The sequence below is a fragment of the Psychrobacter sp. I-STPA10 genome (genome assembly GCF_021012795.1).
Taxonomy (GTDB): domain Bacteria; phylum Pseudomonadota; class Gammaproteobacteria; order Pseudomonadales; family Moraxellaceae; genus Psychrobacter.
The window spans coordinates 49,278-69,474 of record NZ_VFYU01000008.1 but is presented as its reverse complement, the minus strand read 5'-3'; the positions used below and the strand labels follow the sequence as shown (position 1 = coordinate 69,474).

The window sequence follows — 20,197 nt, the reverse complement described above, 5'->3', positions numbered from 1 at the left end:
TACTGGTGATAGTAATATCAAAACGACAGCTAATAGCGGTGGTGTACAAGTTGCCCTAAATCCAGTACTTACCGGATTAACCAGTATTACTGTTACCGATGGTCCTACCATAAATGGTAATGGCATTAATATGAATGGTGACAAGATCACTGGATTAAAAGGTGGTAAAGATGCTGGTGATGCAGTAAATGTCAGTCAGTTAAACGCAGTAAAAGCAGAAGCCAGTAAAAAGACCATTGTTAAAGATGGTAAAAATACTACTGTTACATCGAGTGTAGATAAAAATGGTAATCCAATCTACACTGTCGCTACTAAAGATAATGTTAACTTTAAAACTGCTAATATAGGCGGCGTGAGTATTGCGAAAGGTGGTATCACTAACCTGAATAATGGTACTGTTACTGCTACCAGTAAAGATGCGATTAATGGTAGTCAACTGTTTGATACTGCTAATAGTGTTACCAATGTTTTAGGTGGTAATGCAGTTAATAAGAATGGGGTGGTGACAACCACAGATATCGGTGGTACAGGTAAAAACACCATTGACGAAGCTATCAAAGCAATTGATAGTAAAGCAGGTGTGAAAACGACTGTGAGTGCAGGTAAAAATATAACAGTTACTAAAAATGGTAATGATTATAAAGTTGCTACCAGTGATGATGTTAACTTTACCAATGTCTCCACTAAGAATATTACTGCTAAAGATGGTAATGGCAATAGTTCAACGATGACAGCGACAGGAACAACAGTGACTGATAAAGCTGGTAATAAAGCTCAGTATGGTGCTTCTGGTATTACCATTACATCAGCTGATAATAGCAAAGCCCCTGTTAGTGTGACTGCTAGTGGTCTAAATAACGGTGGCAATGTTATTAGTAATGTTGGCACAGGAAAAGCAGATACAGATGCAGTTAATCTTGGACAGCTCAAACAATTTACTAAAGTTGCTGGTGACGTAAAAGTTGATATCAAAAACATTGAGAAAAACATCATTGGTAAAGTTGATAAAGATGGTAAACCAGCAATTGAGACCTATAATGTTGCCAATCAAAGCACCAAAGAAGGGCAAACTATTGTTGATGCAATTAATCACATGAATAAGGAAGGTATCAAGTACTTCCATACCAATGGTGCGGATAGCAATGCGATTAAACCAAATGGCAATACGCAAGACTCAAGTGCACAAGCTGCTCGTTCTACTGCAATAGGTGTTCATGCTACGGTAGGCAAAGATGCAGCAGATAGTTTAGCGTTGGGTAGCAATGCGGCAGTAGCAGACAATGCAAAAGCAGCAGTTGCGCTTGGTAATAATGCGCAAGCAAAAACAGAAAATAGTGTTGCATTAGGAGCAGGGTCAGTTGCTGATAAACCAGTGACGGACTTACAAAACCAACCTGCTTATGGTGCAAACTATGCGGATCTTGCTGGTGTGGGTAAAGATGTGGCTGGTGAATTCTCAGTAGGTGCACCTAATGCAACTCGCCGAGTGACCAATGTAGCGGCAGGGGCTGCACCAACAGACGCAGTAAACGTCAGTCAGCTTGCAGCAGTGGATAATAGATTAACCAATGCAATTAATAATTTGGGTTATAAAGTAGATGATGTTGCTAATCAAGCCAATGCGGGTATTTCTTCTGCCATGGCAATGGCAGCACTACCTCAAGCTTATTTGCCAGGTAAGAGCATGATCTCTGGTGGTATCGCAAGTTATAATGGAGAAGGTGCTGTTGCAGTAGGTATCTCAAAACTTTCTGACAATGGGCGCTGGGTATTCAAGATGAATGGTTCGGCTGATACGGAAGGTAATGCAGGTGCTTCTGCTGGTGTTGGGATGCATTGGTAAATTAATATAAGCCATAGACAGCTAGTAGAGCATTATGGATCATATTGTTCTGCTAGCTCCTTTTTATTAGATTAAATCAAGGAATAATAATGATAAAGAATACCCGTATGACCCAAATAGCAAAGTCTATTGTCTTATCTTCTACGTTTGCTGGTATGCTACTGAGTGTGGGTTGCGTAACAAAAACCGTTAGCCATAATATTAGTAGCTCAGGACAGGTACAAGCGTCTGATATTGTATTTCCTGATCTAGATGATGCATGGGAAAAAGATGGTTTATTTCCTAATCGAGAAAATTTAAATAAAGTACGTGCTGGTGTTAGTAAGGATCAGCTTTATCAAATGATTGGACGTCCGCATTTTAGTGAGTCACAACATGCTCGTGAGTGGGACTATATACTTAAGTTTTATCAAGCTGATGATTCAGTGAAAGTGTGTCAATATAAAATCATCTTTGATAAAGATTATCATGCACAAGAGTTTTATTGGAAACCAGCAGATTGTGCACAGTATGCTAAGATAGAAGCTCCCGTGCCAGTTACAATACCAACTCCCATCATTATCCATCAAACTCAGCAGGTTGAACCACAGCCAGTACATCAACCCATTATGAGTGAGCGTATTAATTTGAGTGCGGATGCTTTGTTTGCGTTTAATAAATGGCAGACCCAAGATATGACTCATCAAGGTCAGCAATCCTTAGATCAATTGGCAGCAAAATTACGAGAATATCAAAAACAAGGCGATAGCCGAATTATTATTACTGGTTATACAGATCGACTTGGTGATGCCATGTATAACTTAAACTTATCACAATTACGTGCACAAACCGTTAGAGAGTATCTCATTATGCGTGGCGTTGAACCTGCTTCTATGGTGGCTTCTGGAGCAGGGGAATCCAATCCAGTTAAATCTTGTTCAGATAGCTTAGGACGTCAAGCGTTGATTGATTGCCTACAACCTAACCGCCGTGTACAGGTGGACGTTAATGTTTATGAGCATTCTCGTTAATTTGTCTATTAAGATAAAATTTAAGTTATAAAAGTATAGATTTAAATAACTTAGTCTTAAATAAGAAGAGTAGCCGATAGGGTTGCTCTTTTTTTGTGCAAAAAATTAAAGCTTTGTGCTCAACTAGTTACCTATAAGTAAATTTCTGTTACCATATACGACTAACATGATGAATGTTTGTATTTTAGTTGCAACTTCATTGACTAAAGTTGTATATGACTTCTTATAATGTTCTTTGTGCAGAGATTATAAGGATAAGAGATAAAAATGGAGTATGTTCGTTTATTCCAATAGGGTCAACCCCAAATAAATCCACCACGGTGTTTAACTAGATGTATTATGTGTGCTATCTTCACTTGTTTGCCTTGTGGTGATTTTATTTTAGAGCGACTATAGAGGGAAGTCTCCCTTTCTGATGGTGTCAATTTCAAAATATTTAATATATAAATTATAGAGTAATGTCCCTGACAATAGTTAAGGGACAGTTTTACTGTTGTGGATTATATATTTTAGATTGGCATAACTTAATTAACGTAAGCAATTGTCAAAAGGAATGAGTGTGAGAAACAATCAACCACAAACTGATGATAAAAATTTAGAAAAACACTTACCTGATGATGGTAATGAGTATTTATTTACAGACACTTTTCCTAAGGGAACAGGTAAAGGCTTAATTATTGTCGCTATTGCTGCCATTGTCAGTATGATTTTATTTAATGTAATGCCTTTTGAAAATGATGTCAATAAAGGATTGGCAATGCTAGCCTTTATTGGTGCATTATGGTTAACCGAAGCCATTCATGTAACAATCACAGCAATTTTAGTCATGGTAATTGGTGTGGCTATTGGCATACCTGAGTTTGATACCACCAGTGCGTTATCAAGCTTTTCTAACCCCATTATTTATATCTTTTTTGGGGGTTTTGCGTTAGCAGCGGCTCTACATGTACAGCAGTTAGACAAAAAAATTGCTTTAGGTATTTTATCGTTATCAGGTGGTCGATTAAATATTGCAGTTATGATGATATTTACCGCCACAGCGTTGTTATCCATGTGGATATCCAACACCGCCACTGCTGCGATGATGTTGCCTTTAGCCATTGGTATGCTGAGTCAAGTTGACCAAGAAAAAGACCGTGGTACTTTTGTGTTTGTACTGCTTGGGATTGCCTATGCTGCCAGTTTGGGTGGTTTGGGAACACTGATTGGCTCACCACCAAATGCGATTGCAGCTAAAGCCTTAAACCTTAGTTTTACCGATTGGATGAAGTTTGGCATACCCATGATGCTTGTACTAACCCCATTGTTATTGGGTGTGATGTATTTTATTTTAAAACCAAATTTAAGTCGTAAGGTTGAGTTTGCTGCTGTTGATAAAGAAGTTATTCCGTGGACGAAGCCTCGTATTTTGACCATCATCGTTTTTATTATCGCGGCATTATCGTGGATTATGAGTAAACAGCTTAGTGAAATCTTTGCTATTGATAAGATGGATTCTATTATCGCCTTAAGTGCTGCCGCTGCTGTGGTTAGTTTGGGCTTGGTGTCATGGAAGCAGGTGTCTGATAATACCGATTGGGGCGTACTCATGCTGTTTGGTGGTGGTATTGCCTTGTCAGACATCTTAAAACTCTCTGGCGCATCACTGGTCATGGGTGAAAGTGTGGCATCAGCATTATCAACTGCACCCTTATTATTAGTGATGTTGGCAGTTTCTGCTTTTATTATATTTTTAACTGAGTTTGCTTCTAATACTGCATCAGCGGCATTGCTTGTACCCGTATTTATGGCGATTGCTGAGCATATGAACATTCCTCATGAAGTATTGGTACTTATTATTGGTATTGGTGCATCATGTGCCTTTATGTTGCCAGTGGCAACCCCACCGAATGCCATTGTATTTGGTACAGGATTAATTAAGCAATCTGAGATGGTTAAAGTGGGTATTATACTTAATATTGTTTCAACCATTGTCATTGGGTTTTGGGCTTATTTCTTTTTAATGTAATGCTCTTTTAAATTAACCTTTGTTTTAAATAAAAAACCGCTACTTATAAGACTAGCGGTTTTTTATTAATGACAACAAATGGTTATTAATGGCTATTAATGTGGCTATTAATGAAAAAATTCTAGTCCTCATACTCATCAAACATATCGCTATCTAACCATACCCAGCTATTTTCTAGCCATTCCATAATGCTATCAGGGTCGATATTTGCCAAATCCTGTTGATACAAACTCTCACCATCTGCCAAGCGTTTTAAAGCGTGTATTTCAGATGGATTTAAATCGGTTAAAAGCTGACCATTGGCATAAATACTGATATTATTTTCACAATCTTGAGTACTGTTTTCTACATATAGCAAACGACTATTATAATCCGCTTGAATACATGCCCCATCTGCCAATGCTTCAAGTACCTCATCAGTAGCAAGCATATCTTCTGGTATTAAAATATCATATTGGCGTTTGCTGACCACTTCACTGACCGTTTGGGTGATTAATTGCTCACCCAATGGTGAATTGAGCATAGCAATTAACTGCCGTTTTATCGCAGATATACTGGCTTGGCTTAACTGTCCTGTGGGCTGTGGCGTTTGCTCTAATAACATAGGAATAAACAATGAACTTTCACTGGTCGCCATATCTGCCAAACCATCTAATACTTGCATCAGATTGGGACGGCGAAAACCAAATGAGAAAGTCAGACAGTTATCTTCTGACACACCAAAATGTGACAGCTTAGGTGGTACATATAGTACATCACCTGCCTGCAACACCTCATCAAAAATAATCTCACCCATATCATCAAAAATACGGATTGGTTGGTCAGGTACAAACTCAGTGGTTTCATTACAATATTTGCCCAACTGCCAGCGTCTTTGCCCATAGCCTTGTGCTAAAAATACATCATAATCATCATAATGCTTGCCCACTGAGCCACCTTGTGGGGCATAGGACACCATAATATCATCACGTTGCCAACTGGGAATAAAGTCAAACGCTTGCCATAACTGCCCAAGCTCAGGCGACCATTGTTCCAAATTTTGCACCAATACCGTCCATAACTCATTATCCGAATTTATTAACGGCTCAAAATCAGTTTTAGCTAACGGACTTTTTTTAACTTGCCATTGATAGGGGTGGGATTGATTTGCAGGATTGGTTGTTTTTGTTTGCGTAATCAGCCGAGCAGTGACTTCTTCTTCAAGGGCTAAGCCTAAAATATCGTCAGGCTCAAACATAGCTGCTAATTGTGGTAATCCTTGTTTAATCAATAACGGCTTTTTTTGCCAATATTCAGCCAAAAACTGCTCTGGTGAAATATCATTGGGTAAACAGTGGGGGATTGTGGGGTGGGTTTGCATATGCCTCCCTATTTATTTTGGTGCTCATTTCTCACCATTATATCATCAAAACCAACACCTAATATCTTGGCAAGCTCATAAATAAAATTATCAAGGTTGGCATCGATGGCTTTTTCATCAATATCATCTTTTAATATAGCCAATATTGAAACAAAGTAAGCATTTTTTATAAAAAAATATATGGGATACCAACCATCATTTATTGATACACTTAAACTAGAGTTGTTTTGTTGGTTATATTCTGAAAATACAAAACAGTAATAAAACCCAAGCTCTAAATATTGGAAGTCATGACTGTCTATATAAACATAAGAATCAAATGTATCAAAAACCTTAAAAACAAGCTCATCTAACTCATCATTAACTTCTAAATAGTGCCAAAGTTTATCAAAGTTATCTATTACTTGTTGGCTATTATAAATATAATACTCATCACCATCATAATATTTAATCATAGAGGGAATGATATTATTTTTTGCGGTTAAACTAAAATCGACCTCAAACTGCCCTTTTAACTGAGTAAGATTGGTTAATATGCTAAAAACCAACTGTTTGGGCTCAATATCAAATACCAAAGCAGTCTCATATTTCATTTATTACCCTTTATCATACCAACAACAGTACTCACACACAGTCCAACAATTCCACCCAATAACGCCAACGCCATATCTTTATGGGCGTCCCACATATCGCCTTGTTGCCCATTATATCGCTCTGCGTCCTCAGGTGATAGTCCGATGGCAATGCCCCATTCAAATAACTCATAAAGCATACTGCTCGACATATTAACCATTAATACAATAGCGATACATTGCTTGCTATTTAGCGTAGGAAATAGGCAACGGGTCACATCTCGCATCACTGCAAATAACAATAAACCGTAGCTAAAATGCACCAAGCGGTCGTACATATTACGTTGCCAACCCATGATGTCATTGAGTTTAATCCCAAAAATCGTATGTAACCAATCATCATAAGGCACATAAGAATACAAATATCTTGCCCCAATGATATGTACCCACAAAAACCCACACGCCAGTACAAATGAGGACGTTTTCACTGCCAAATACCGATATGCCAATAGTAGCCCAATTAATACAATCACCGTACCTGCTTGGTGCAACAAATAGCTTGACCATTCTAACGGCTTAATACTTGCCAATCCCATTACCAATAAAACAATGATAACGCTGATATAGATGGTGCGGTTAAAGGGTTGGGGTAACTGGGATTGTTGGGATAGTTGGCTTAGCTGGGTAGTAGATTGAGGTTTCATTTACGGTTCATATTGTTATTACTAAGATAAGAGCCAATTCTAATATTTAATAAAATAAAGATAATATACACTAAATATATATAAGTATTATTTAATATTATTATAAAGTTATATGGTATTAAAATAGTCATAGTTATTCTATAAAGTAAAAGAATAATAAGATTTTTATCTAATTTAAATTTAAAAAAGGGAATATCTATAAAATTTATATCATGCTTAATACAGAATAAGTGCAACTGTATGATAATAAGTAATAAAAGATTTAGTAGGAATAAAGCAGTAGTAGATATTGATGTATAAACACCAATAATATATAAAGAGATGGTTAAGAGATACAAAATTATTTCATTTCTTTTACTTTTGTAAGTTTTCGTACCCTTCACCGTTAATCCTTTTTCTTTATCTCTAAATATTACTTAACTAAAAATATTTGATAATCCATCAAAAATATTTTTTAAACTCATTTCTCGTGGCTGACCAATAGTGACAGAGTTCATATTTGCTATAGGATAGATAAAAGCCTTGTTATCAATAAAGACAAGTAAATTCATATTTTGAGTATCTGTTATGGGTTTGCTAATGACATGATATTGTTCACCCTTGCTATTTTCTATTATCACCAGCATTGTTTGCTCTGATGTATTGTTATTGGCAGTTAATGTCTGGTATTGAGAGTTTGGTAATTGATACCCATCAGAAGCTATTAACATATCACCATCTTGATAACGATTATGATAGGCTAGCTCAACGGTTGGTAAATTACTTTTTGATAGCACTTCTGCTATTGCACCATTGACAAGATGATGTTTTTGTTTAAATGTATTGAGTGTATCCACTAGTATTTGTGCTTGTTGAATTTTTGCCTCATTGATATTATCAGGCAAATCACGCTTTAATGAAAAGTTATTTGTATCCCAAACTTGTTGATAAAAACATTTACTTTTATCTTTTTGATTGGAGTTATTGGGCTGATTAATTTTTTTGGTTGTTTGTAATTCTTGATATGCTAGTGTGTTTTGATTCTCTGGTTGACTGTTATGAAAGTCGCTTGATAAGTAAGTGCCAAAAGAATTTTTTGTTGATAAGTAGCGAGCTTGCCCTTTATCATGATTTTTATCAAAAATTAGCAATGAAATATGACAAATATCTGTATCAGAGTAAGTGGTAATTATTGAGCCTATATCCGTCATAGATGGGTCAGTAATTACCAATGTATTTGTTAAGTGATTATAAACTATCTCATTATCACGTGTATCATTAACACCAGCACTATTTATACGATAAGTAAAACGTTGGGGGTAAATCTGTAATTCACCAGCAAGATAAATATCTTCTTTAAACCGATAGCGGTGTATCAATCCATCAATATCAATGAGTGCCACTACTTCGGATAATTCATATAAATTTAAATGATGGGTGTCTTTAAAGTCATTGAGTACTTGATAAACACCTTCAGCAGGTAGCGTTGTTTTTGCATAAGCACTTAAAGAGGTGCTTAATATATTTTTATTATGGACTTGCGATGGGATTTCAATAAACAGTAGATAAGCCAATGACAAACACCAGCCAATAAAAATAATAATCGGTATGCTGATAATCCCTAATAATATTTTCTTTTTATTAATTGTAGGCATGGCTTATCTCAATAACTAGACTTTAACCCAATAAAATAAACTTAAGTTATGATAAAAATAACAATGGGTTAAAGCCTAGTTAGCCTTATTAGCATCGCTCTATAACAAGATTTTTATGCTAATCTGTTAACCTAGCTTAGCAATCCATTCCTCAATTGCCAATGCTTGTGCTTCAGCGTTACCAATATAAGTGGCAGGGGTAAGCTTGCGTAAACGGACTTTATCCTCATCGCTGACTTCTGCCAACTCTTCACTATCAACAAAAGTTAGCATTGCTTCACGGGTCATCGCTTGTCCACGAGTTAGCGCTTTAAGTTTCTCATACGGATTGGCGACACGATAGCGACGCATCACCGTTTGAATGGGCTCGGCAAGCACTTCTTGGGCATTATCAAGGTCGCTATTTAGACGTTCAGCATTGACTTCCAGTTTACCAATACCTTTTAGGCAAGCATCATAGGCAATCATGCTATGTGCCAGACCAACACCAATATTACGCAAAACAGTTGAGTCAGATAAATCACGCTGCATACGTGAGATGGGCAGCTTTTCGCTAAGATGATTTAGCATGGCATTGGCAACGCCTAAATTACCTTCAGAGTTTTCAAAATCAATCGGATTCACTTTGTGCGGCATGGTTGATGAGCCGACTTCGCCTTCTTTAAGACGCTGTTTAAAATAGCCTAAGCTAATATATTGCCAAACATCACGGTTAAAATCTATTAATATGGTATTAAAGCGTTTGATGACATCAAATAATTCGGCAATATAATCATGTGGCTCAATCTGGGTGGTGTAAGGGTTAAAAGTTAAACCCAAATGCTCACTAATAAATGCTTGTGCGTGGGCTTGCCAGTCTATATTAGGATAAGCGGATAAATGAGCATTATAGTTACCCACGGCACCATTAATTTTTGCCAATAATTCAACTTGTTTTACTTGTTTTAGTTGACGAGCTAGACGGTAAGCGACGTTTGCCATTTCTTTGCCCAATGTGGTGGGGCTGGCAGTTTGTCCATGAGTACGTGATAACATGGGTTGACTGGCGTGAATTTTGGCAAGATTGACGATATTGTCGATAAGGTGTTGCATTTTTGTGACCAGAAGGTCACGAGAATCTTTTAACATTAATGCATAAGATAGGTTATTAATGTCTTCACTGGTACAGGCAAAATGGATAAATTCTAAACTGTCACTTAAAGGGGCATGTTGTTTAAATTTATCTTTGATAAAGTATTCAACGGCTTTGACATCGTGGTTGGTGGTTTTTTCAATGTCTTTAATGGCCTGAGCATCTGCCTCACTAAAGTCATTAACAATGGAGTTTAAAAAAGCATTGCTGTCGTTATCAAATGTGGCAAGCTCAGCAATGTCGCTACGTTCAGCAAGGGCTTGCAACCAACGTATTTCAACGGTTACCCGGGCTTTGATTAAACCAAACTCGGATAAAAAGGGACGCAAATCGTCTACTTTATTGGCATAACGTCCATCGATAGGGGATAGGGCAGTTAACATAAAACACGGTATCCTTTATGGGTGTAGTGAACTCAATATAACTCTAATATAAACTGATATAAAATAGTTACTTTGTCAGATCAGCTTTGTTCGCAGTATCAGATGTATACCTTACCACAGCTTGCTTCTAACAGTATTATTTTGAATCAACTCTATATGGGTTATTGATAGATAGGTTGGTTAAATAAAATTTAATAAGGAAAATAAATTACAATAATATTATAGCAAACTTCATCCACACTGATGCTGACAAGTATAAAATTACCAAGTTGTGTTATTATGGTCTAAGGTTGGTATTAATAAAATAATAGAAGAACCAAGCTAGAATCATACCTGATTAAAACTTGTATTTTGTAGTGTGTGTTAACAAAACTAATATATATTCAATTGATTAGGACGAATAATAATAACTGTCATGATTCTATTCCATTGAGTGTAAGAAATTGATTATATTGATTAAATATTCCTTACTTTAACGTATGATTTTGTCTTATTTAAAATAGATAGTTGATGACTAGAAGGTTGTGACTTCTACTTTATTTCATTATTAATGTTAGGTATAATTATGTTAATTAAATTTTTTAGTTGCAGTTTAAATACCCATATTAATAAATAAAAATAAAAAAAGTAATTTTATTTTTATTTATTAATATGGGTATTTATATAAATTAATATGAGACTTTTAATAATTAAAAAAGGAGGGATCATTGGATAAAGTTTGGACTGCATGTTACCCTGATAGTGTACCTGAAACCATATATACAGAAACCTATCATAATGTGACAGAACTGTTTAATGCCAGTTTTGCACGCTATCGTAATTTGCCATTAACTACCTGTATGGGAGTGACACATACTTATGCTGATATTGAGAAAATAGCGGCTAATATATCCTCTTGGTTGCAATACAAGCAAATACCAGCAGGTAGTGTCATTGCGTTAATGATGCCAAATGTGCCTCAATATTTACCTATCATGGTTGCCATATTGCAAGCAGGATATATTTGTACACCTGTTAATCCGTTATATACAGGTAGAGAATTAAAGCATCAGCTCATTGATTCAAAAGCAGAAACCATATTTTTGATTGATAATTTTGCTCAAGCTTTAGAGCAAGTGGTTGATGAGACCTATCTAAAAAATATTGTGGTCTCTAAAATGGGCGATCTAATGGGGCTTAAGGGTTTTTTAGTTAATATTTTTATTCGCAATGTCAAAAAAATGGTGCCCAAATATAATCTAGATAATCCCGATCATAAAGTTTACAAATTTACTGATGTATTAAAAATAGGTAGCCAGCGGTCTTTTTATCCCTCAAAAGCGATTCAAGATGACATAGCCATTTATCAATATACTGGTGGTACAACGGGTTTATCTAAGGGCGCAATGCTCTCTCATCGAAATCTTATCGCTGCTGCATTATCTTCAGAAGCATGGTCACGTCCAGCAACGAAAAAAATTACAGATGTCTATGTCAATATGGTCATGGCATTACCACTTTATCATATTTTTGCTTTTATGTTGGCATTACTGGGTATACGTGCTGGATATACGTTTATCATGATTCCAAATCCAAGGGACATGCCTGGTTTTATTAAAACATTATCCAAACAACCTTTTCATTTTTTTCCGGGTGTCAATACTTTATTTAATGGATTACTTAAACAACCTGACTTTAAAAACCTAGATTTTTCTAGATTGACGGTCACTCAAGCAGGTGGTATGGCAGCAAATGAAAAAACAGCTAGGGAATGGCTTGAAGTCACGGGTTGTCCCATGATTGAAGGTTGGGGCATGACTGAAGGTGTCGCTGTGGGTACAGCGAATATAGTCACAGATACCAATTATAATGGGACAATAGGACTGCCTTTACCTAGTGTGGATGTGACTATTCGTGATGAAAATGACAATCCTGTAGGTTATGGAGAAGCAGGCGAGCTGTGTATTAAAGGGCCAAATGTTACTTCAGGATATTTAAATCATGATAATGTTGATGTGTTTACTCATGATGGTTATTTTAAAAGTGGCGACATTGTGAGTATGGATGAGCGGGGTTATATAACCTTACTTGATCGTAAAAAAGACATGGTATTGGTTTCGGGCTTTAATGTATTTCCTAATGAAGTGGAAGCGGTGATGTCAGAGTGTCCTGGAATTGTAGATTGTGCTTTAATTGGCGTTCCTGATGAGCGTCAAGGTGAATCTCTAAAATTATTTATCATACGTGAAGATGATACGGTAAGTGAATCTTCTATTCGAGAATTTGCGTTAGAAAATTTGACAGGATATAAATGTCCAAGATACATTGAGTTTATTGATGAATTACCCAAATCAAATGTTGGTAAAGTATTACGACAAAAACTGCGTGAACATCATCATGCAAATGAAGCTAACATCAATAAGTAGTCTTGCGTCTTTATAATTTTAGAGAAGCAAAGAGATTTCTGATTTTTATGAGATAAGACTTTACAAGTTTATAAAATATTTATACACTTAACATCCGTGCTAAATTTTTTATCAAAATCAATTTGTTAATCATAAGGAATGAGAATGCATAAATTATTAGGAATGTCTGTATTAGGGATGGCATTGGCTTTAGCAGGTTGTGGTGGTGGAGATAGTGATAGTAGTGGTCACAATAATGATGTAGATAAGAAAAAAGAAACATCAGAACAGACTGAGCCTACTAAACCATCAGAAGGTGGAAGTATTGTTAAATTGTATAATAAAGCAACAGATAATGCTTGTACTATTAATGCTGAAAAAAGCGAAGTATATGCAACAAAATCTGGATGTAAATTTGCTCATCCAAATCTTCAAAATGGCACTGCATTGACTTATACCTGTATAGGAGATAAGGTTAAAGGGTCACAAGGTGGATTAAATATTGAAGCAAAAACTATTAATCTGTCAATAGGTAAAAATAAAGCAACAGTTCTTTGCAAATCCTAAATTAGTATTAAAATATCAAACTTTTTTAAAAGAAGTATAAATTATATTTATGCTTCTTTTTTATTATTCCGATTTTAACAATTACTGTAAATATATAATGCAAAAAATTACTACGATAGCCACTATTACTATAGCCTTTTTACTTGGTTGCTTAGTCACCTATATCGCCATGACCAAGCAACAAATGGATAGATTACTACAGGCAAAACAACAAGCAGTGATGCAAAACCAGCAGTCGAGCAAACTTGATAACCCAATTATTAATGATGATTCTAGTCAAGATAACCCTCAAAACTCATCTGACTTATCCATATCCGTAAATCAAGCCGACCCTGATAAACTAATTGATAATCACCAACCACAAGCAAGTATTAATGAGTATACAGAAGAACAAGCGAAGGCTCTTATCAATGACATGCCTGATTTTGTATTAGGTCAGTACATTGATAAGTTTATGAGTAAAGATGCCAGTAGCGTTATTGCTGATAAACGCCGCTTTGCAGAGCGCGCAGTGGAGGAGTTATATAAAAAAAATGATAATCAGCCCTTGGTCGGTGAAGTGAGATTATCATTTGATGCCATCATGCCAGCAACTTCTATCGATACCACTAAAATTAATAAACATGCCAAAATTTATGCTCATTTAGATACACGAGGACAAGTACCTGCTTCTCCTTATGTTTTTGTAAAGTGGGTAAATAATGAGACAGGACAAGTATTGTTATTTGAAAAGAAAGATATTGTCGCAGATAGCAACCAAAACTGGGTTAGCTTTCTTCCTTATGATGGTTGGCAGGTAGGCAGCTATGACATACGTTTCTATCAGTTCACCTCTGAGTTACAGCCAGTGGCACAGCTTACGTATCATATTTATGAAGTAATGGAAGATAATTAATAAAATATTAATAAAAAAGAAGTAAAAGTATAATAGTTTATACTTATTTTTTTATGAATTTTATATTTTTATTAAAGAAATATTTACAGTTTAGACAATACTTTATAAAATTATTTAAGATTTTGATTTTAATAAGAAATTATCTAAATTAATTTGTTTAAGGAATAGAGATGAATAAACTTTTAGGAGTGTCTATACTAGGGTTAGCAGCTGTATTAGCAGGTTGTGGTGGTGATAGTGATAGTAGTGGGAATACTAATAAGCTAGACTATAAGAATTTTGGAAAGATTCTACCAGATAATACCTGCCCAAGAGACGGTTTTTTAATAAAAGTTCCTAAAGAAGGCTGTACATTCTCAATTCAATATCCTTCAAGGGGTGAAGATTATACTTATAAAGCAGATTATACTTGCAAAGATAATCAAGTTATTCATGGTAATTCTTATGGCTATAGTTTAAGTTTTGGAAGATATAATATTTCTTGTAAACAGTATCATCAATAAAGATATTTTAAGTTATATTAGTAAGTTGTGGAGGCTATTAAAATAAAAAAAGATACCTACAAAATATTGTAGGTATCTTTTGCTATTGGATAGTTGAACGGATAGGTAAATAAGTAGGTGACTATTATTGAATTATTGAAACAATCTTAATTTAGCACACCATAGGCAACTAGCGCATCAGCAGCACGCTTAAAGCCAGCGATATTGGCACCTGTCATATAATCCACACAAGGCTCATCACCTTTAGCATATTGCTGAGCGGCACTGGCGGCATCATCATGAATATTTCTCATGATACATTTAAGCTGCTCATCAAGTTCTTCAAAACTGCGGTATTGACGTACTGAGTTTTGTGACATTTCTAGTCCAGATACCGCCACACCACCAGCATTTGCTGCTTTACCGGGAGCATAGTGAACGTGATGTTCACGGATGACGTCAATTGCTTCAGCAGTGAGTGGCATATTTGCCCCTTCCACCACATATTTAATGCTATTATCGACCATTTGTTGAGCATTTGTCGCATCGACCTCATTTTGAGTGGCACAAGGCAAGGCAATATCCGCTTTAAACTGCCACGGTTTTTGTCCTTCTAACCATTCACCACCGAATTTTTCTATATACTCTGCCAGTGGTTTATGGCAGGCTTTTTGCTCTTTTAGCCAGTCAATTTTTTGTTGATCAAAGCCTTGGGCATCATGCAATGTACCTTTAGAGTCTGATACTGTGAGTACGGTTGCACCGAGCATGATGGCTTTTTCAGCAGCATGCAAAGAGACATTGCCTGCACCAGAGACCAGTACTTTTTTGCCTTGTAAGTTATCGTTATTTACTGCCAACATATTTTCTAAGAAATATACAGCGCCATAACCTGTGGCTTCCGTACGAATTAGACTACCACCAAAGCCTACGCCTTTACCTGTAAGTACTCCACTGTATTCATGAGTAAGGTTTTTGTACATGGCAAACATATAGCTGACTTCTCTACCACCAACGCCAATGTCACCTGCGGGAACATCTAAATCTTTGCCGATGTATTGATATAATTCACGGATAAAGGCATAACAAAAACGGCGGATTTCATTGTCAGACTTACCTTTAGGGTCAAAGTCAGAGCCACCTTTAGCGCCGCCCATTGGCAAACCTGTGAGTGCATTTTTGAAAATTTGTTCAAAGCCTAAAAATTTAAGGACAGATTCATTGACAGTGGGGTGAAAGCGTAAGCCACCTTTATAAGGTCCTAGCGCATTGCTAAACTGCACACGCCAGCCACGATTTACTTGGATATTACCTGCATCATCTTCCCAGTTGACTCGAAAGCTAATAATACGATCAGGTTCGGTAAGTCGTTCAAAAATTTTATAAGTATTATAATTGGTGTTATTGTCATAAATATCTTCAATAGTAATAGCGACTTCTTTAACCGCTTGGATAAATTCTGGTTGATGAGGGTAGAGGTCTTCTAGTTTTTGAATGACTTGTTGTAAACTCATTAACAATATTCCTTATATTAACCGCATACTTTTATAGGCTATTTTGGACTTATGATTTAAATCCGTAATTAAAAAAACATTTTTAATTATCTGCTAATTTATAACATTCTGCTACTGATTTATACTCATTAATTGTAATAATTTCTTCATTAATAACAGTAACTTATATTAAAATATTATTTTTAATATTGGTATAAAGTTGTGTTGATTGTGGTAAATATGATTCATATTGCAGCAATGAAATTAGCCATGAAAGTAGCAGTGTGAAGAGGATACCTAACACCATGAAACAGCTTTGTAACTCAGCATGATCTTACAAATTTTAAGCAAAAGTTACGCTTAACTTATTTAGAGATACACACAATAGTTGTTATAGTAATGCCATATTTTTAGACATTTCAGCAGTTAAATTTAGATAAACTTTAATGAAGGAGTTTTTTATGATGATTTCACAAAATGATAATGTCTCATCTGGTAATGACAAAACGTACAATACTCAAGATGAAGGTCGCCGTAATCAAGATAAGATAAAATATTTGTTGAATGAGGAAGATAAGTTACAAAAGAAACTCAAAGATAGCAATGATTTATCCCGCTTTCTTAAAGATGTGACTTTGTTATTAGGTTTGATTAAAGATTACTATTTGGGAAATTATCGAGTTGTGCCTTATACCACCATTGCAGCGGTGGTGGTTGGGCTGTTATATGTGATTAATCCCATTGATTTTATTCCAGATTTTATTCCAGTTATTGGTTATATTGATGATGCAATCATGATTGCCTTATGTTTAAGAATGGCAGAGCGTGACTTGAAAAGATATGCACGTTGGAAAGACAGCCAAGCCAATCCATCAAATACTAAGGCTTAGCCATAAGATACATAAGACTGTTAATTAATAAGTTAAGTTAACGCTCAAGCAAGAATATGTTAATGTCATAATGATGGCAAGCGCACGGTGACTAAGACACCAGAGCCTGTCGCCGTGCTATATTTTTGGAGGGAGTTATCGCAGTTGCCATCAGTTGTAATATCAATATTATTATTATCTATATTGGCAATGCTGACTGAGCCTGTATGCCGTTCGATGACTTGCTTGACCAATGTCATACCCAGTCCTGTACCTTTTTTACCTGAGGGCAGGCTTGAATGGGCAGGAATATGTTGGTGTGATAAGCTAAAATAGCGTTCAAAAACCTTACTTAACGCATATTCTGGAATGGTATCACCATCATTAAATATCGAGATAATGACTTGTTTCTGAGGTTTATTTGTCATATCAAAATCAGACATATTCTCTATGTCAATAACCACGCTAGAGTGGGCAAAATATAGCGCATTATCCAAGATATTTTGTAGGGCTTGAGCAAGCCAAAATTTATCTGCCAATATATATAGAGGTGATTGGTTATCTTCTACAGATGGATAGTCATTGTGCAATGTAATGGGGATATTGTGATTAAGACTTTTGCTTTCATTGTGTGCTATGAGGGTTTGTAGTAGTGCGATTAAGTCAATTTTTTCAATATTGAGCTTAAACGTGGGTTGTTCAATTTTTGCCAGTAATAGTAATCTATCAATAAGATGTTGTAGTTTCAGGCTTTGCTCAGATATGGTTTGACTGAGCATCAGTCTATCATCACTATCTAATCCCTCATCTTCTAATAACTCACCACATGCACGAATTGCCGTTAATGGGCTTTTTAGCTCATGGGTTAGGGTGTGCACATAGTCAGTGACGTAGGCACGATTCTCTAGGCGATGTTTCATATTCTCGATGGTGTCTGTCAATTCATTGAGCTCACGTCCCAGATAAAAATAGGGTTTTTTTTCATCTTCTGCCAGTGATTGTGTATAACGGGTCACTAACTGCATGCTTTGTTGCAGCCACCATGCCACTAGCCCTGCCAATAGCAATGCCAACAAACTAATAAATAGGCAGGTGGTGAGCATACGCTGTCGAGTGGCATCTAAATAAGGCAAAATGGTCGCCATGGGTTTGCCCACGCTGACCACCCCAATAATATGACCGTTATTATTTTTGATGGGCTGGGCAACATACATCATCGAGGTGGCAGAATCTTCAGGGTCTTTTCGAGTTGTGCGTGCGCCATATTGACCATTGAGCGTAAGATAGACATCATTCCATTTGTAATAGTTTTCCGCTTCAGCATTGTTAGCATCTGTTAGAGAGTCATAAATGACTTTGCCAGTGGCATCGGTGATATATACTCGAAAGCTGCTGTGGGTCTTTTGTTGGTACCAAGTGCTTAAAGTATCCAACTCTTGGTAGTTAATATAGCGACTGTTATAAGAACGTGCTGTGGGTAGGGCAGGGTCAGCAAAGGCTTTGTCTAGTGATGCTTGATAGTTGGCATCATAAATTTCTCCTGTCGCCATTGGCTGTTCTAGGTTAATGGCTAACAGTTTGGCAGTATCTACTAAGGTATCTTCTAGCACTTGTTGGGTGACGGGGCGCACGTAATCAAACAGTTGTATAAACACCACAGTACCTGAGATGATGATAATAATGGCAACAGCCAGCCAAATGCGAAAAAATAAGCTTAGATTTAGTGGCTGGCTATTCATCTGTTTAGCTTGGGTGGGTTGAGATGATTTACCAAAAGGGTGCAGCTTAGCATACCAGTTATTCGCTTTGACTACAGGTGGTGGTTGGCGATTGTGGTTTGGTTGATTTTGTTGCCAATCATCTTCAATTGTGCTCTTATCATCAGAATTGCTCATGCAGGGCAGAGTCCATAGCCAATACCACGGTGAGTATGGATAACTTCTATCGATGGGTCAATGTCGGCAAGCTGTTTGCGAATGGACTTGATATGACTGTCAATGGTGCGGGCAAGCCTATGGTCTGGATAGTCACTAATGGCAGTTAATAGCTGTTCACGGCTAAACACCCGGTTTGGAGCTTGCAAAAATGCCAATAATAGCTTGCGCTCGGTATTACTAAGATTGAGTTTTTGCTGTTGCCAAAATAAGCGATAATTTTTTGGCTCATACAACCATGCGCCTGATGCCAAATTAAATACTTGAGCAGTCAATGCGTCTGGGGTTTCGTTTGTATTAGAGGCAGACAGCAAGGCTACTGATTCTTCTGTAGCTTGAGATTGGCTTAATTGTTGGCGTCGCCAAATGGCTTTGAGGCGAGCGACTAATTCACGCGGACTAAATGGCTTGGGGCAGTAATCATCACCACCCACTTCAAGCCCTAATATGCGGTCAACTTCCTCACTGCGGGCAGTTAAAAAGATAATTGGCAGTGTATTTAGATTGCCAATGCTGTCACTGTGGCGAATTTGTTGACATAGGCTGAGTCCATCACCGTCAGGTAGACCAACATCTAAAATAATTGCTGATAGTCCTTGAGGTTTATCGCCATTGTTTATACCATTATTATTAGAGTCATCTTGATGGTATTGTTTTAATAAAGGTAATACTGCACTGGCATTATCCAGCCAGCTTACTTGCCAGCCTTCACGCTTAAAGGTAATTTTAAGGGAGGCGGCAATGGCAGGGTCATCTTCAACTAATAAAATATGTGCTTGGTTATTATTCATCTGATAATTGTTCATCTTGCTATTCATCTTTATTTTTGGGTCAATGTGTCCTTTATCCTAGCATAAATTTGTGCCACCACCCGATGCTAATTTGATGAAAAAGTCATGAAGTGTTAGGCAGTAATTCAGTGGTCAT

At 36.5% G+C, this 20,197-nt stretch carries 15 protein-coding genes and 1 pseudogene; 8 read left to right on the top strand and 8 right to left on the bottom strand.

Annotated elements, in window-relative coordinates; all coding sequences use genetic code 11:
* The 3 genes from FHK89_RS03955 to FHK89_RS03945 all read left to right on the top strand — a co-directional run.
* Window positions 1-1,843 (top strand): YadA family autotransporter adhesin (locus FHK89_RS03955; protein WP_230657018.1); only part of this gene is annotated, 1,843 nt, incomplete at its 5' end.
* A gap of 89 nt (window positions 1,844-1,932) precedes the next feature.
* The gene (locus tag FHK89_RS03950; RefSeq protein ID WP_230657016.1) at window positions 1,933-2,853 is read left to right on the top strand and encodes an OmpA family protein; all 921 of its coding nucleotides are present in this window, start codon (window positions 1,933-1,935) and stop codon (window positions 2,851-2,853) included.
* Between the two features lie 559 nt (window positions 2,854-3,412).
* On the top strand, window positions 3,413-4,861 hold the full coding sequence (locus FHK89_RS03945) for an SLC13 family permease (protein WP_230657014.1): 1,449 nt from the start codon (window positions 3,413-3,415) through the stop codon (window positions 4,859-4,861).
* A gap of 121 nt (window positions 4,862-4,982) precedes the next feature.
* Here the strand turns inward: FHK89_RS03945 and FHK89_RS03940 are convergent, their stop codons facing one another.
* The 5 genes from FHK89_RS03940 to purB form a co-directional block, all read right to left on the bottom strand.
* Window positions 4,983-6,221, bottom strand: a complete 1,239-nt coding sequence (locus FHK89_RS03940) for a cupin domain-containing protein (protein WP_230657011.1) — start codon at window positions 6,219-6,221, stop codon at window positions 4,983-4,985.
* An 8-nt stretch (window positions 6,222-6,229) separates the two neighbouring features.
* Window positions 6,230-6,814, bottom strand: coding sequence for a hypothetical protein (locus FHK89_RS03935; protein ID WP_230657009.1), 585 nt, complete (start codon window positions 6,812-6,814; stop codon window positions 6,230-6,232).
* Window positions 6,811-7,389 carry a DUF2238 domain-containing protein gene (locus FHK89_RS03930; protein ID WP_230657025.1) on the bottom strand — a complete coding sequence of 193 codons (579 nt, stop codon included), beginning with the start codon at window positions 7,387-7,389 and terminating at the stop codon, window positions 6,811-6,813. The genes FHK89_RS03935 and FHK89_RS03930 overlap by 4 nt, the downstream gene beginning before the upstream one ends.
* A gap of 524 nt (window positions 7,390-7,913) precedes the next feature.
* Complete coding sequence (locus tag FHK89_RS03925; protein ID WP_230657007.1) at window positions 7,914-9,131, bottom strand: hypothetical protein; 1,218 nt, start codon at window positions 9,129-9,131, stop codon at window positions 7,914-7,916.
* A gap of 126 nt (window positions 9,132-9,257) precedes the next feature.
* Window positions 9,258-10,646, bottom strand: a complete 1,389-nt coding sequence (gene purB, locus FHK89_RS03920; protein ID WP_230657005.1) for an adenylosuccinate lyase — start codon at window positions 10,644-10,646, stop codon at window positions 9,258-9,260.
* Window positions 10,647-11,353: 707 nt separating this feature from the next.
* Between purB and FHK89_RS03915 the strand changes: the two genes are divergently transcribed.
* The 4 genes from FHK89_RS03915 to FHK89_RS03900 all read left to right on the top strand — a co-directional run bounded on the left by FHK89_RS03915 (window position 11,354) and on the right by FHK89_RS03900 (window position 14,995).
* Complete coding sequence (locus FHK89_RS03915) at window positions 11,354-13,051, top strand: AMP-binding protein (RefSeq protein WP_230657004.1); 1,698 nt, start codon at window positions 11,354-11,356, stop codon at window positions 13,049-13,051.
* A 144-nt stretch (window positions 13,052-13,195) separates the two neighbouring features.
* A complete protein-coding gene (locus FHK89_RS03910) occupies window positions 13,196-13,597 on the top strand; it encodes a hypothetical protein (RefSeq protein ID WP_230657002.1) in 402 nt (133 codons plus the stop codon).
* 97 nt (window positions 13,598-13,694) lie between these two features.
* Window positions 13,695-14,492, top strand: coding sequence for a hypothetical protein (locus tag FHK89_RS03905; RefSeq protein ID WP_230657000.1), 798 nt, complete (start codon window positions 13,695-13,697; stop codon window positions 14,490-14,492).
* A 170-nt stretch (window positions 14,493-14,662) separates the two neighbouring features.
* On the top strand, window positions 14,663-14,995 hold the full coding sequence (locus FHK89_RS03900) for a hypothetical protein (RefSeq protein WP_230656998.1): 333 nt from the start codon (window positions 14,663-14,665) through the stop codon (window positions 14,993-14,995).
* Window positions 14,996-15,141: 146 nt separating this feature from the next.
* Here FHK89_RS03900 and gdhA read toward each other — a convergent pair whose 3' ends face one another.
* Window positions 15,142-16,488, bottom strand: coding sequence for an NADP-specific glutamate dehydrogenase (gene gdhA, locus FHK89_RS03895; RefSeq protein ID WP_230656996.1), 1,347 nt, complete (start codon window positions 16,486-16,488; stop codon window positions 15,142-15,144).
* Window positions 16,489-17,165: 677 nt separating this feature from the next.
* Here gdhA and FHK89_RS03890 point away from each other — a divergent pair.
* Window positions 17,166-17,273: pseudogene (locus FHK89_RS03890) on the top strand (YkvA family protein); the annotation flags it as partial.
* A 149-nt stretch (window positions 17,274-17,422) separates the two neighbouring features.
* Here FHK89_RS03890 and creC read toward each other — a convergent pair.
* Both creC and FHK89_RS03880 read right to left on the bottom strand, forming a co-directional pair.
* Window positions 17,423-19,231, bottom strand: coding sequence for a two-component system sensor histidine kinase CreC (gene creC / locus FHK89_RS03885; protein WP_230656992.1), 1,809 nt, complete (start codon window positions 19,229-19,231; stop codon window positions 17,423-17,425).
* Window positions 19,228-20,076: a response regulator gene (locus FHK89_RS03880; RefSeq protein WP_329958683.1), complete on the bottom strand. Its 849-nt coding sequence runs from the start codon at window positions 20,074-20,076 to the stop codon at window positions 19,228-19,230. The genes creC and FHK89_RS03880 overlap by 4 nt, the downstream gene beginning before the upstream one ends.
* Between the last annotated feature and the right edge of the window lie 121 nt (window positions 20,077-20,197).